11 protein-coding genes are annotated in these 13,862 nt (G+C 62.4%); 9 read left to right on the top strand and 2 right to left on the bottom strand.

What is annotated here, in order from left to right:
• Positions 1–111: 111 nt before the first annotated feature.
• The 5 genes from BLR77_RS17945 to guaD all read left to right on the top strand — a co-directional run bounded on the left by BLR77_RS17945 (position 112) and on the right by guaD (position 7,909).
• Positions 112–1,245, top strand: coding sequence for an alkane 1-monooxygenase (locus tag BLR77_RS17945; protein WP_074680355.1), 1,134 nt, complete (start codon positions 112–114; stop codon positions 1,243–1,245).
• A 318-nt stretch (positions 1,246–1,563) separates the two neighbouring features.
• On the top strand, positions 1,564–3,003 hold the full coding sequence (gene xdhA / locus BLR77_RS17940) for a xanthine dehydrogenase small subunit (RefSeq protein ID WP_074680353.1): 1,440 nt from the start codon (positions 1,564–1,566) through the stop codon (positions 3,001–3,003).
• Between the two features lie 24 nt (positions 3,004–3,027).
• The gene (xdhB, locus tag BLR77_RS17935; RefSeq protein ID WP_074680351.1) at positions 3,028–5,424 is read left to right on the top strand and encodes a xanthine dehydrogenase molybdopterin binding subunit; all 2,397 of its coding nucleotides are present in this window, start codon (positions 3,028–3,030) and stop codon (positions 5,422–5,424) included.
• A gap of 232 nt (positions 5,425–5,656) precedes the next feature.
• Positions 5,657–6,487, top strand: a complete 831-nt coding sequence (gene xdhC / locus BLR77_RS17930; RefSeq protein WP_074680349.1) for a xanthine dehydrogenase accessory protein XdhC — start codon at positions 5,657–5,659, stop codon at positions 6,485–6,487.
• Between the two features lie 117 nt (positions 6,488–6,604).
• The gene (gene guaD / locus BLR77_RS17925) at positions 6,605–7,909 is read left to right on the top strand and encodes a guanine deaminase (RefSeq protein WP_074680347.1); all 1,305 of its coding nucleotides are present in this window, start codon (positions 6,605–6,607) and stop codon (positions 7,907–7,909) included.
• Between the two features lie 162 nt (positions 7,910–8,071).
• Here the strand turns inward: guaD and BLR77_RS17920 are convergent, their stop codons facing one another.
• Positions 8,072–8,839 (bottom strand): GntR family transcriptional regulator, encoded by a 768-nt coding sequence (locus BLR77_RS17920; RefSeq protein ID WP_074680345.1) that lies wholly within the window; start codon positions 8,837–8,839, stop codon positions 8,072–8,074.
• A 593-nt stretch (positions 8,840–9,432) separates the two neighbouring features.
• On the opposite strand from BLR77_RS17920, the gene BLR77_RS17915 reads away from it, so the two are divergent.
• Entirely contained in the window at positions 9,433–10,773 is a 1,341-nt protein-coding gene (locus BLR77_RS17915) for an NCS2 family permease (RefSeq protein WP_074680343.1), read from the top strand.
• Positions 10,774–11,069: 296 nt separating this feature from the next.
• On the opposite strand, the gene uraH is transcribed toward BLR77_RS17915, so the two are convergent.
• A complete protein-coding gene (gene uraH, locus BLR77_RS17910) occupies positions 11,070–11,423 on the bottom strand; it encodes a hydroxyisourate hydrolase (protein WP_003460854.1) in 354 nt (117 codons plus the stop codon).
• A gap of 402 nt (positions 11,424–11,825) precedes the next feature.
• Between uraH and puuE the strand changes: the two genes are divergently transcribed.
• The 3 genes from puuE to BLR77_RS17895 are packed head-to-tail and all read left to right on the top strand — an operon-like array spanning position 11,826 to position 13,824.
• Positions 11,826–12,752, top strand: coding sequence for an allantoinase PuuE (puuE, locus tag BLR77_RS17905; RefSeq protein WP_074680341.1), 927 nt, complete (start codon positions 11,826–11,828; stop codon positions 12,750–12,752).
• Positions 12,753–12,763: 11 nt separating this feature from the next.
• Positions 12,764–13,279 (top strand): 2-oxo-4-hydroxy-4-carboxy-5-ureidoimidazoline decarboxylase, encoded by a 516-nt coding sequence (uraD, locus tag BLR77_RS17900; RefSeq protein WP_074680339.1) that lies wholly within the window; start codon positions 12,764–12,766, stop codon positions 13,277–13,279.
• Between the two features lie 41 nt (positions 13,280–13,320).
• On the top strand, positions 13,321–13,824 hold the full coding sequence (locus BLR77_RS17895) for an ureidoglycolate lyase (RefSeq protein WP_074680337.1): 504 nt from the start codon (positions 13,321–13,323) through the stop codon (positions 13,822–13,824).
• Positions 13,825–13,862 lie beyond the last annotated feature (38 nt).

Raw genomic sequence — 13,862 nt, 5'->3', positions numbered from 1 at the left:
CCCTGCGGGGCACTTCCGTTCTAAAGGTTGGCCGTGGAAGTCTGGCCACGAAAATGGATTCGTCCTACAATCCTAGGTAAAACCCAGAACAATAATGACTTGGAGAATCCGATGTTCGAACGCCTGCCGTCGCGCTGGATGCTCGCCCTGAAAAAGGTCGGCTACTGGATCTGGCTGATCCCGGTACTGGGCATCCCCCTGAGCTATTACTGGTCACAGGGCAGCGCTCACGCCGACGCCTGGCCCTGGCTGGTGATCAGCGTGGTGTTCGGCGTGATTCCCCTGCTGGATTTCGTCGTCGGTCGCGACCCGGCCAACCCGGATGAGCGCAACGAGGTACCGGTGCTGGAAGCTCAGGGCTACTACCGCCTGCTGAGCCTGGCCACGGTGCCCTTGCTGCTGGCGATGCTGGTCTGGAGTGGCTGGATATTCGCCAGTTACGAGGGCTGGAGCTGGGTCGGCCAGCTCGGCTGGGTGCTGTCAGTCGGCACAGTGATGGGCGCCATCGGCATCACCGTGTCGCACGAGCTGATCCACAAGGACCCGAAACTGGAGCAGAACGCCGGCGGGCTGCTGCTGGCAGCGGTGTGCTACGCCGGCTTCAAGGTGGAACATGTGCGCGGCCATCACGTTCACGTATCCACGCCCGAGGACGCCTCCTCCTCACGCTTCGGCCAGAGCCTGTACGCCTTCCTACCCCATGCCTACAAGCACAACTTCCTCAACGCCTGGAAACTCGAGGCCGAACGCCTCAAGCGGCGCGGCCTGCCGGCCCTGCATTGGCGCAACGAGCTGATCTGGTGGTACGCCATCAGCGCGCTCATGCTGCTCGGCTTCACCCTCGCCTTCGGCTGGCTGGGCGCGCTGTTCTTCCTCGGCCAGGCGGTTATCGCCTTTACCCTGCTGGAGATCGTCAACTACGTCGAGCACTACGGCCTGCACCGGCGCAAACTGCACAACGGCCGCTACGAGCGCACCAATGCGCACCATTCCTGGAACAGCAACTTCCTGCTGACCAACCTGTTTCTCTTCCACCTGCAGCGCCATTCCGACCACCATGCCTACGCCAAACGCCGCTATCAGGTGCTGCGCCATTTCGACGACAGCCCGCAGTTGCCCAATGGCTATGCCGGAATGATCGTGCTCGCAGTGTTCCCACCGCTGTGGCGCGCCGTGATGGACCCCAAGGTGCGCGCCTACTACGCAGGCGAAGAGCACCAACTGAGTGAATCGCAGTTGACCTGAGCACTCTGTTCGAGCACTCCCAGACAACCCCGGCAGCTCCAGCTTCCGGGGTTTTCTTTTGCATGCTGCCTCCACGAAAGGCCCACAGCAGAGGCCTACCTGGCACGAAAGCCGCTAATCTCAGGCAATGAATTCTGCCCGCCGCGCTCATAACCGAAGCGCATGACAAGCAGCTGACCACGAGGTCAAATATTTATTGACCCAAAAGTCAGAAAACCCTAGATTGCCTCCATGGCCAATCACGCCAGGGCCTTGCAACGCGTGCACATACCCGGCGAGCCAAACGATTCATAACAATAAAGTGCCTGGAGGTCGTCCTTGATCCAGTTTTTACTCAACCGGGAGCTGCGCACCGAGCATGCCCTGGACCCCAACGTCACCGTGCTCAACTACCTGCGTGAGCACGTCGGCAAAACCGGAACCAAGGAAGGCTGCGCCTCCGGCGACTGCGGTGCCTGCACCGTGGTGGTAGGCGAGCTCGATGGCGACCGCGTGCGCTATCGCACCCTCAACTCCTGTCTCACCTTCGTTTCCAGCCTGCATGGCAAGCAACTGATCACCGTCGAAGACCTCAAGCATCAGGGCAAGCTGCACAGCGTGCAGCAGGCGATGGTCGACTGCCACGGCTCGCAGTGCGGCTTCTGCACCCCGGGCTTCATCATGTCGCTGTTCGCCCTGCAGAAGAACTCGAGCGGCTATGACAAGGGCCAGACCATGGAAGCCCTGGCCGGCAATCTGTGCCGCTGCACCGGCTACCGACCGATCATCGACGCCGCCGAGCAGGCCTGCTGCCAGAAGCAGCCGGATCAGTTCGATGCCTTCGAAAGCGCCACTGTCGCCCAGCTCCAGGCCATTGCCCCGCGCGAGACCGCCGAGCTCAACAGTGGCGACAAGCGCTGCCTGGTGCCGCTGACCGTAGCCGACCTGGCCGACCTCTACGCCGCCAACCCCGAGGCACGCCTGCTGGCCGGCGGCACCGACCTGGCCCTGGAAGTCACCCAGTTCCACCGCGAACTGCCGGTGATGATCTACGTCGGCCATATCGAGGACATGAAGCGCATCGAAGTGACCGACAAAGCCATCGAGATCGGCGCCGCCGCCGCGCTGTCCGACTGCTATGAAGCGCTATCTACCGAATACCCGGATTTCGGCGAGCTGCTGCACCGCTTCGCCTCCCTGCAGATCCGCAACCAGGGCACCCTGGGCGGCAACATCGGCAACGCCTCGCCCATCGGTGACGCCCCACCCCTTCTGATCGCCCTCGGTGCGCAGATCGCCCTGCGCCAGGGCAACACCCGGCGCATCCTGCCGCTGCAGGACTACTTCCTCGACTACAAGGTGACTGCCCGCCAGGAAGCCGAATTCATCGAGAAGATCATCGTGCCGCGCAAGCAGGCGAACCAGGCGTTCCGCGCCTACAAGGTGTCCAAGCGCCTGGACGACGACATCTCCGCCGTCTGCGCGGCCTTCAACCTGAGCATCGTCGACGGCGTGGTGACAGACGCGCGCATCGCCTTCGGCGGCATGGCCGCCATCCCCAAACGCGCCAATGCCTGCGAAGCGGCCCTGGTCGGCTCGGCCTGGTATCCCGGCGTGATCGAACGCGCCTGCGAGGCGCTGGGTGAGGACTTCACTCCGCTGTCGGATTTCCGCGCCAGCAAGGAATACCGCCTGCTCACTGCCCAGAACCTGCTGCGCAAGTTCTTCCTCGAGCAGCAGTCGCCCGAGATCGAAACCCGGGTCACGGCCTACGCCTAAGCGCAGAGATTTTTGGAGACGAAGATGTCCAGTCATATCGAACACAAATCCCAGGAAGAGCTGGCCGCCCTGTTTCGCGCCGGCATGACCAGCGGCGTCGGCAAGAGCGTCAAGCACGAGAGCGCGGACAAGCACGTGTCCGGCGAGGCGGTCTATGTCGACGACCGTCTGGAATTCCCCAACCAGTTGCACGTCTATGCGCGCCAGTCGGATCGCGCCCATGCGCGCATCCTGCGCATCGACACCCGCCCCTGCTACGAATTTCCGGGCGTGGCCATCGCCATCACCAAGGATGACGTACCCGGTCAGCTGGATATCGGCCCGGTGGTCGCCGGCGACCCGCTGCTGGCCGACGGCAAGGTCGAGTACGTCGGCCAGGTGGTACTGGCGGTAGCCGCCGACAGCCTGGAAACCGCGCGCAAGGCGGCCATGGCCGCCATCGTCGAATACGAGGACCTGGAGCCGGTGCTCGACGTGGTCGAGGCCTACCGCAAGAAGCACTTCGTGCTCGCCAGCCACACCCACCGCATTGGCGACTCGGCCAGCAAACTGGCAAACGCCCCGCGTCGCCTGCAGGGCACCCTGCATATCGGCGGCCAGGAGCACTTCTACCTGGAAACCCAGATTTCCTCGGTAATGCCCACCGAAGATGGCGGCATGCTGGTCTACACCTCGACGCAGAACCCCACCGAGGTACAGAAGCTGGTGGCCGAAGTGCTCGGCGTGCCGATGAACAAGATCGTCATCGACATGCGCCGCATGGGCGGCGGTTTCGGCGGCAAGGAAACCCAGGCCGCAGGTCCCGCGTGCCTGTGCGCAGTGATCGCCCATCTCACCGGCCGGCCGACCAAGATGCGTCTGCCGCGCATGGAAGACATGAGCATGACCGGCAAGCGTCACCCCTTCTACGTCGAGTACGACGTGGGCTTCGATGACGACGGCCTGCTGCACGGCATCGAGATGGACCTGGCCGGCAACTGCGGCTACTCGCCGGACCTGTCCGGCTCCATCGTCGACCGCGCCATGTTCCACTCGGACAACGCCTACTTCCTCGGCAACGCCACCATCAATGGTCATCGCTGCAAGACCAACACCGCCTCGAACACCGCCTACCGCGGCTTCGGCGGCCCGCAGGGCATGGTCGCCATCGAGGAAGTGATGGACGCTGTCGCGCGCAGCCTGGGCAAGGACCCGCTGGAAGTACGCAAGCTCAACTACTACGGCAAGACCGAGCGCAACGTCACCCACTACCACCAGACCGTCGAGCACAACGTCATTCACGAAATGACCGCGGAGCTGGAGCAAAGCTGCGAGTACGCCAAGCGCCGCGAAGAAATCCGCGCCTTCAATGCCAAGAGCCCGGTATTGAAGAAAGGCCTGGCCATGACCCCGGTGAAATTCGGCATCAGCTTCACCGCCACCTTCCTCAACCAGGCCGGCGCGCTGATCCATATCTACACCGACGGCTCGATCCACCTCAACCACGGCGGCACCGAGATGGGCCAGGGCCTCAACACCAAGGTGGCGCAGGTCGTCGCCGAGGTGTTCCAGGTCGATATCGAGCGCATCCAGATCACCGCCACCAATACCGACAAGGTGCCCAACACCTCGCCCACCGCGGCCTCCAGCGGCGCTGACCTCAACGGCATGGCGGCGAAGAACGCAGCCGAGATCATCAAGCAGCGCCTGGTGGACTTCCTGGTGCGCGAGTACAAGGTCACCCCGGAAGACGTGGAATTTCGCAACGGCCAGGTGCGCGTGCGCGAGCACTTCCTGTCCTTCGAGGAGATGATCCAGAAGGCCTACTTCGGTCAGGTCTCGCTGTCTTCCACCGGCTTCTACCGCACGCCGAAGATTTTCTATGACAGGGACCAAGCGCGTGGCCGTCCCTTCTACTACTACGCCTACGGCGTGGCCTGCGTGGAAGTGCTGGTCGACACCCTGACCGGCGAATACCGCATGCTGCGCGGCGACATCCTGCATGACGTCGGCGACTCGCTGAACCCGGCCATCGACATCGGCCAGGTCGAGGGCGCCTTCGTCCAGGGCATGGGCTGGCTGACCATGGAAGAACTGGTGTGGAACGCCAAGGGCAAACTGATGACCAACGGCCCGGCCAGCTACAAGATCCCGGCCATCGCCGACATGCCCATCGACCTGCGGGTGAAGCTGGTGGAGAACCGCAAGAACCCGGAAGACACCGTGTTCCACTCCAAGGCCGTGGGCGAACCGCCGTTCATGCTCGGCATCGCCGCCTGGTGCGCCCTCAAGGACGCCGTGGCCAGCCTGGCGGACTACAAGGTGCAACCGCAGATCGACGCCCCGGCCACGCCCGAGCGCGTGCTCTGGGGTGTGGAGCAGATGCGCAAACTGAAGGCGACGGCCAAGGCTGCCAGCCCTGCCGAGGTCGAGCCGGCCTGACGCCGATACAGCCTCAGGCTGCCGTGGGAGGGGCTATAGCCGCGACTGTCGCCGCTGAAGCGCCTCCCACAGACTGCGAACGAATGATTAATGGGTGTACAACAATGACAAAACACACCGAACCGAATAATCCACCCGCTCGCCCGGCACCGGTGCCGATTCTCGACCCGTCGCCGAGCAACTGGCGCCTGCCGCGCCCGGGACAGACCACGCCTTCCTGGAGGCTGAGCAAATGAGCTGGATCAGCGCTCTCGCCGAGCTGCAGCAAAAAGGTGAAGCCTGCGTTCTGGTGACCATCATCGAAGAACGCGGCTCGACGCCGCGCAATGCCGGCTCGAAGATGGTGGTCACCGCCGATCGCATCTTCGAGACCATCGGCGGCGGCCACCTGGAATACAAGGCCATGCAACTGGCCCGCGAGATGATCGCCAGCCGTAGCCAGGACACCCACCTGGAGCGCTTCTCCCTTGGCGCCAGCCTCGGCCAGTGCTGTGGCGGCGCCACCGTGCTGCTGTTCGAGCCGATGGGCCAGGCGCAGGCGCAGATCGCCGTGTTCGGCGCCGGCCATGTCGGCCGCGCGCTGGTGCCGTTGCTCGCCAGCCTGCCGTGCAAGGTGCGCTGGATCGACTCGCGGGAAAACGAATTTCCCGAGCACATCCCCGCCGGCGTGGAGAAGATCGTGGGCGACGAGGTGGTCGACGAGGTGGAGAACATGCCGCCCGGCAGCTACTACATCGTCATGACCCACAACCACCAGCTCGATCTGGAGCTGACCGCGGCGATTCTCAAGCGCGGCGACTTTGCCTATTACGGCCTGATCGGTTCGAAGACCAAGCGCGTCAAGTTCGAGCATCGCCTGCGCGAACGCGGCCTCGAAGAAACCCTGATGGCGCGTATGCGCTGCCCCATGGGCCTGGCAGAAGTAAAAGGCAAGCTGCCGGTGGAGATCGCGGTCTCCATCGCCGGTGAAGTGATCGCCACTTACAACGCCAGCTTTGGCCAAGACGTGAAGAAAGGCGAATCCAGCGTCGCCAAGCTGCTGCCGGCCTCGCGTCGGTCCTGACTCTGCCTAATTCGCAGCGCGCCCAGTAGGGTGCGCCGCGCGCACCAATAACACCGCATTGCCCGTGGTGCGCACAGCGCACCCTACGCACTGCCCGCTCAATCGAGACGTATATAGATGACCACCAATATCAAAGCCTACCGCGCCGCCATCCTGCACAGCCTCGCCGACCCGGCCGTGGTCGGTGTCGAGCAGTCCTACCAGTACTTCGAAGACGGCATCCTGCTGATCGAAAACGGCCAGGTCGCCCAGGTCGGCGCGGCTGCCGAGCTGCTGCCGAAGCTGGCCGGCGTCGAAATCACCGAGTACCGCGACGCGCTGATAACCCCCGGCTTTATCGACACCCATATCCACTACCCGCAGACCGGCATGATCGCCTCCTACGGCGAGCAGTTGCTGGACTGGCTCAATACCTACACCTTCCCCACCGAGCGACAGTTCGAAGACAAGGCCCATGCCAGCGACGTGGCGGCGATCTTCCTCAAGGAACTGCTGCGCAACGGCACCACCACCGCCCTGGTGTTCGGCAGCGTGCACCCGCAGTCGGTGGACGCCTTCTTCGAGCAGGCCGAGGCGCTCAACCTGCGCATGATCGCCGGCAAGGTGCTGATGGACCGCAACGCCCCGGACTACCTGACCGACACGGCGGAAAGCGGCTACGCCGAGAGCAAGGCACTGATCGAGCGCTGGCACGGCAAGGGCCGCCTGCACTACGCGGTCACCCCGCGCTTCGCCCCTACCAGCACGCCGGAGCAACTGGAGCTGGCCGGCAAGCTGCTGGGCGAGTACCCGGACCTGTACATGCACACCCACCTGTCCGAGAACCGCAAGGAGATCGAGTGGGTCAAGGAACTGTTCCCCGAGCGCAAGGGTTACCTGGACGTCTACGACCACCACAAGCTCATCGGCCCGCGCGCAGTGTTCGCCCATGGTGTGCACCTGTGCGACGACGAGTGCAAGCGCCTCGCCGAAACCGGCTCGGCGGTCGCCTTCTGCCCCACCTCCAACCTGTTCCTCGGCAGCGGCCTGTTCGACCTGAACAAGCTGGAAGCGCATGGCGTGCGTGTCGGCCTGGGTACCGATGTCGGCGCCGGTACCAGCTTCAGCCAGCTGCAATCGCTGAACGAGGCGTACAAGATCATGCAGCTGCAGGGCAAAAAGCTCGACCCGTTCAAGTCGCTATACCTGGCCACCCTGGGCGGCGCCAACGCCTTGTACCTGGACGACAAGCTGGGCAACTTCCTGCCTGGCAAGGACGCCGACTTCTTGGTGCTGGACTACAACGCCACACCGCTGATCAGCTACCGCATGCAGCAGGCCAGGAGCCTGGAAGAACGCCTGTTCGCCATGACCATGCTCGGCGACGACCGTGCCGTGAAAGAGACCTTCGCCGCGGGCGTGTCGGTGCACCAGCGCGATTGAAACGAACAGCCTGATCGCCTTGTAGGAGCCGGCTTGCCGGCGATCAACTCACTAGCGCATCGCTGGCAAGCCAGCTCCTACAAAAATACGCCTCAACGCAGACACGCCAACGAAAAAGCCCCGATGCTCGCGCAGCGGGGCTTTCTCATTACACGCAGCAAATCAGCGATTGGCAGCGCTGCGGCCCGGCTTCTTCTTGGTCTGCAGCAGGTGCGAGAACACCGCGTGCAGGTCGTCCGAAGCGCTTTCCTCGTCCAGGTTCAGCTTGCTGTCGATGTGATCCATGTGATGCATCATCAGGTGCACCGCACGCTCGGAATCGCGCGCCTCGATGGCGTCGATCAGCTGGTTGTGTTCGTCGTAGGAGCAATGCGAGCGGCTGCCACTTTCGTACTGGGCGATGATCAGCGAGGTCTGCGACACCAGGCTGCGCTGAAAGCTCACCAGCGGCGCATTACGCGCAGCTTCGGCCAGCTTCAGGTGGAACTCGCCGGACAGGCGAATACCGGCACCACGATCACCGCGGGAGAAGCTGTCCTGCTCGTCCTTGACCATCTGGCGCAGTTCGGCCAGTTGCTCGGCTGTCGCGTGCTCGACGGCCAGTTCGGTGATGGCACGTTCGACCAGGCGACGTGCATAGAAGATCTGCCTTGCTTCTTCGACGCTCGGGCTGGCGACCACAGCCCCACGGTTAGGGCGCAGCAGCACCACGCCCTCGTGGGCCAGGCGCGACAGCGCGCGACGGATGATGGTGCGACTGACGCCGAAGATCTCACCCAACGCCTCTTCGCTCAGCTTGGTGCCGGGCGCCAGGCGCTGCTCGAGAATGGCATCGAAAATGTGGGCATATACGACATCGTCCTGAGTCCCGCTGCGGCTGCTTTTGCCCACGCGCGGCTGCTTCTTAAGAGGCTGCAATTGATCGTTCATTCTGGCTCGCGTCAATGAGAGTCGGCGACACTGCGACTCTACTGTGTTCTACCCGGTAGCTGACAAGCTCCAAGCAAAAAAACATCAGAAAAAAATTCGGGCAATTGTACACAAATCAAACAGCCACCACACCATTCGTTGTATGACGTCATAGCTGACTATCGGCACCTCATCGCCTGAAGCTGAGCGCAGAACAACAAATTCTTTCCTTATATACAGCCACCGTTTCAGTCCATTAGCGGCTAAGAGCCTTCAGCGAAGAACGAATCGGGGCTCAGCCAGTAGAGGGATCTCAACCGACTGCAGGCATATCTTTTTGTTTTAAAAGAACTTACCCCTCAAGAGCGAGGGGATTGCCGCCAAATTTCCACGCATCCATGTCAGCGCAGCCAGTTGGTGCGATCAATGCAACATTAAAAACATTAATTGCATTTTTTGTATACAACAGCATAATCGCGCCTGAGTGACTTCCTGACCGCTCGGTCAACAACTTAGCCAGGAAGCACCGTCGAAAACACCGCCTGCCTCATAGAGCATTGTTCTTGCGCAACGCTCTGGGCGGTACACAACAAGAGAGATGAGGAGTACCCGCTGTGGAAAGCGTCAAACAAGAACAACACGCGAATCAACTGGCAAGGGGCGGCCTGCTCGACCGCTTCTTCAAACTGACCGAGCACCGCACCACCATCAAGACCGAACTGCTGGCCGGCCTGACGACCTTCGTCACCATGGCCTACATCATCTTCGTCAACCCCAACATCATGGCCGGCGCCGGCATCGATCATGGCGCCGCCTTCGTCGCCACCTGCATCGGCGCAGCCCTGGGCTGCTTCCTGATGGGGCTATACGCCAACTGGCCGGTGGGTCTGGCACCGGGCATGGGTCTGAACGCCTTCTTCACCTACACCGTGGTCGGTGAAATGGGCTACAGCTGGCAGGTCGCACTGGGCGCGGTATTCATCTCCGGCGTGCTGTTCATGATCATGAGCCTGTCGAAGATCCGCGAGTGGCTGCTCAACAGCATCCCGATGAGCCTGCGCTTCGCCATGGGTGCCGGGGTCGGGCTGTTCCTCGGCCTGATCGGCCTGAAGACCGCCGGCATTGTCGTCGACAGCCCGGCGACCCTGCTGACCATGGGCTCGTTCGGCAATCCTTCTGCGCTGCTCGCCGCCGTATGCTTTCTGCTGATCGCCGTGCTCAGCCACCGCAACGTGTTCGGCGCCATTCTGTTCAGCATGCTCGGCGTCACTGCGCTGGGCTGGGCCCTGGGCCTGGTGGAATACAATGGGCTGGTGTCGATGCCACCGAGCCTGGCCCCGACCTTCCTGGCCATGGATATCGCCGGCGCGTTCAACGTGGCGATGATCAGCGTGATTCTGGCTTTCCTCTTCGTGAACATGTTCGACACCGCCGGCACCCTGATGGGCGTGGCCCATCGCGCCAACCTGGTGGATGAAGACGGCAAGATCCACAACCTGTCCAAGGCACTGAAAGCCGACTCCACTTCCAGCGTGGTGGGCGCCATGGTTGGCTGCCCGCCAGTGACCAGCTACGTGGAAAGCGCCTCGGGTGTCGCCGCCGGTGGCCGTACCGGGTTGACCGCAGTAGCCGTGGGCATGCTGTTCCTCGCCGCGATGTTCTTCGCTCCGCTGGCCGGCATGATCCCGGCTTACGCCACCGCTGGTGCGCTGATCTACGTGGCGATGCTGATGATGAGCGGCATGGCGCACATCGATTGGAAGGACCATACCGACACCATCCCGGCCATCGTCACCGTGGTGATGATGCCGCTGACCTTCTCCATCGCCAACGGCATCGCCCTGGGCTTTCTCACCTACGCGACGCTGAAACTGCTGACTGGCCAGAGTGACAAGGTCTCGTTGAGCCTGTACGTGCTGTGCCTGATCTTCATCGCCAAGTTCGCCTTCCTTTGACGGCAAACGCTCCACGCTGATCGAAGCCCCGGCCCTGTGCCGGGGCTTTTCGTTTGGTCCATCAACCGCAGGCAGACGCGCGCCTCGCATGCATATCGCCGGCCGCGGATTTGATCCGGGCTACGGGTCGCGCGCACCAGTTTCGACGCGCTGCACGGTGCCGCGTGGGGTTCCGGTGCGCGCGGCGCACCCTACACGCGGACGAAAAAAAGCCCGCAGTGTGAGCGGGCATAAGGACTCAAACGAGTCTGAGGGTGACAAGCATTCGTCTGGCAGGCTGTTGGCCTGCCAGTCACTCAGCTACCGCGGTAGGTGGAGTAGCTGTAGGGAGAAATCAGCAATGGCACATGGTAGTGCTCCTGGCCGGCATCGATGCCGAAGCGCAGGACGACCACGTCGAGAAATGCCGTATCGGGCAGTTTCACGCCACGAGCGCGGTAGTAGTCGCCAGCATGGAAATGCAACTGGTAGACCCCCGTGCGGTAGTCGTCACCTTGCAGCACCGGCGCATCGCAACGGCCGTCGTGGTTGGTGGTAACGCTGTTGATCAGTTCCAGCTGCGCGCCTTCGACGCGGTACAGCTCGACCTTGATGTCACTCCCTGGGCAGCCGTGCGCGGCGTCCAGTACATGTGTAGTCAAACGTCCCATGGGTCTCGGATGCTCGTGGCGATCAGCGCCCTACGAACACCACACCTCCTCTACTCTGTTGAAATCGGCTCGTCGCAGTGCTCCGACGCAATCGCAGGATAGCACGCAGAGCGAATATAAAACACTTTAAGCACAAATTGTACACAATAAATCCAATGCAGATGCCATGCACGCACCAAAGCGGCTCATCACCCACGCCATCGCCAGCCAGCAGCCACGGCACAAGCAGCGTGCATTGCTGACCACCTAGGCAATTTTTTGTCGTTCGCGCGCAGAGAAGAAAATGCTGAAAAGTCGATTTACAAACGGCAACTAACTTTGTATACAATTAGCCATCCCGGTCGCGTAGCCGTCGATTATCCGGCACGCAGTGACCGCAACGTTCCAGATAGGAAGACTGCAGTGAACGCTGATTACCCAAGAGATTTGATCGGCTACGGCGCAAACCCACCCCACCCGCACTGGCCGGACGATGCCCGCATCGCCCTGTCCTTCGTGCTCAATTACGAAGAAGGTGGCGAGCGCAACATCCTGCATGGCGACAAGGAGTCCGAGGCTTTTCTCTCCGAGATGGTCGCCGCCCAGCCGCTGCAGGGCCAGCGCAACCTGTGCATGGAGTCGCTCTACGAGTACGGCAGCCGCACCGGTGTCTGGCGCCTGCTCAACCTGTTCAAGAAGCACGACATTCCGCTGACCATCTTCGCCGTGGCCATGGCCGCCCAGCGCCACCCTGATGTGATCCGCGAAATGGTCGCCGCCGGGCATGAGATCTGCAGCCACGGCTATCGCTGGATCGACTACCAGAACATGGATGAAGCCACCGAGCGCGAGCACATGCTCGAGGCCATCCGCATCCTCACCGAACTGACCGGCGAGCGTCCGCTGGGCTGGTACACCGGCCGCCTGGGCCCGAACACCCGACGCCTCGTGCGCGAGGAAGGCGGCTTTCTCTACGACTCCGACACCTACGACGACGACCTGCCCTACTGGGACCCGGCCAGCACCGCGGAGAAGCCGCATCTGGTGATCCCCTACACCCTGGACACCAACGACATGCGCTTCACCCAGGTGCAGGGCTTCAACAAGGGCGACGATTTCTTCGAATACCTCAAGGACGCCTTCGACGTGCTCTACGCCGAAGGCGAGGCCGGCGCGCCGAAGATGCTGTCGATCGGCATGCACTGCCGCCTGCTCGGCCGTCCGGCCCGTCTGGCCTCGCTGGCGCGCTTCATCGACTACGTGAAGAGCCACGACAAGGTCTGGTGCGCCCGCCGGGTCGACATCGCCAGGCACTGGCACGCCACCCATCCCTTCCGCGCGACCGAATGAGAGAGCAGCCCATGAGCCGTTTCCAGACCCTGACCCCTTCCACGCTGAGCCGCGACGCCTTCGTCACCGCCTTCGCCGATATCTACGAGCACTCGCCCTGGGTCGCCGAGAAGGCTTATGACCTTGGCCTGGACGATAGCGTGGACGACATCGACGGCCTGCAGCAGCGCATGGCTGACATCCTCCTGTCCGCCAGTCATGAGGCGCAGCTGGCGCTGATCAACGCGCACCCGGATCTGGCCGGCAAGGCTGCCGTACGCGGCGAGCTGACCGCCTCCAGCACCGCCGAGCAGTCCGGCGCCGGCATTCACGAATGCACCGCCGAGGAGTTCGCCCGTTTCACCGAACTCAACGACGCTTACAAGGCCAAGTTCGGCTTCCCCTTCATCAAGGCCGTCAAGGGCAGCAATCGCCACCAGATCCTGGCCGCCTTCGAGGAGCGCATTCACAACACGCCGGAGCAGGAATTCGCCACCGCACTGGCCGAGATCAACAAGATCGCCCTATTCCGCCTGCAGCAGTTGTAAGACAGCCGTCCATTCAATCGAACAGAACAAGTAGAACAGCCATGCGTAGCCTGACCATCGAGCCCCTGAGCAAAGAAGCCTTCGCCCCTTTCGGTGACGTGATCGAAACCGAAAGCAGCGATTTCTTCATGATCAACAACGGTTCCACCCGCCGCTATCACAAGCTGGCCACGGTGCAGACCGCACAGCCGGAGGATCAGGCCATCATCAGCATCTTCAGCGCCGAGGCGCTGCAGATGCCGCTGACCGTTCGCATGCTGGAACGCCATCCGCTGGGCAGCCAGGCCTTCATCCCGCTGCTCGGCAACCCCTTTCTGATCGTGGTCGCGCCAGTTGGCGATGTACCTGTATCAGGGTCCGTCCGTGCCTTCCTCAGCAATGGCAGGCAGGGCATCAATTACCATCGCGGCGTCTGGCACCACCCGGTGCTGACGATCGAAAAGCGGGATGACTTCCTGGTGGTTGATCGCAGTGGTTCCGGCAACAACTGCGATGAGCATTTCTTCAATGAGGACGAGCTTCTTCTCCTCAACCCCCACCAATAAGAGAAGCCCGGGGCTGGCGTGCCTCCCCCGGGAAAGAG

This window comes from Ectopseudomonas alcaliphila, from assembly GCF_900101755.1.
Taxonomy (GTDB): Bacteria; Pseudomonadota; Gammaproteobacteria; order Pseudomonadales; family Pseudomonadaceae; genus Aquipseudomonas; species Aquipseudomonas alcaliphila.
This window is presented reverse-complemented; position numbering and strand designations above follow the sequence as displayed.

Bases quoted from the DNA above. Each gene is read 5' to 3' on its own strand.
- BLR77_RS17945 (WP_074680355.1), top strand. From the start codon at position 112: ATGTTCGAACGCCTGCCGTCGCGCTGGATGCTCGCCCTGAAAAAGGTC.
- xdhB (WP_074680351.1), top strand. From the start codon at position 3,028: ATGTCCAGTCATATCGAACACAAATCCCAGGAAGAGCTGGCCGCCCTG.
- xdhC (WP_074680349.1), top strand. From the start codon at position 5,657: ATGAGCTGGATCAGCGCTCTCGCCGAGCTGCAGCAAAAAGGTGAAGCC.
- guaD (WP_074680347.1), top strand. From the start codon at position 6,605: ATGACCACCAATATCAAAGCCTACCGCGCCGCCATCCTGCACAGCCTC.
- BLR77_RS17920 (WP_074680345.1), bottom strand. From the start codon at position 8,839: ATGAACGATCAATTGCAGCCTCTTAAGAAGCAGCCGCGCGTGGGCAAA.
- uraH (WP_003460854.1), bottom strand. From the start codon at position 11,423: ATGGGACGTTTGACTACACATGTACTGGACGCCGCGCACGGCTGCCCA.
- uraD (WP_074680339.1), top strand. From the start codon at position 12,764: ATGAGCCGTTTCCAGACCCTGACCCCTTCCACGCTGAGCCGCGACGCC.
- BLR77_RS17895 (WP_074680337.1), top strand. From the start codon at position 13,321: ATGCGTAGCCTGACCATCGAGCCCCTGAGCAAAGAAGCCTTCGCCCCT.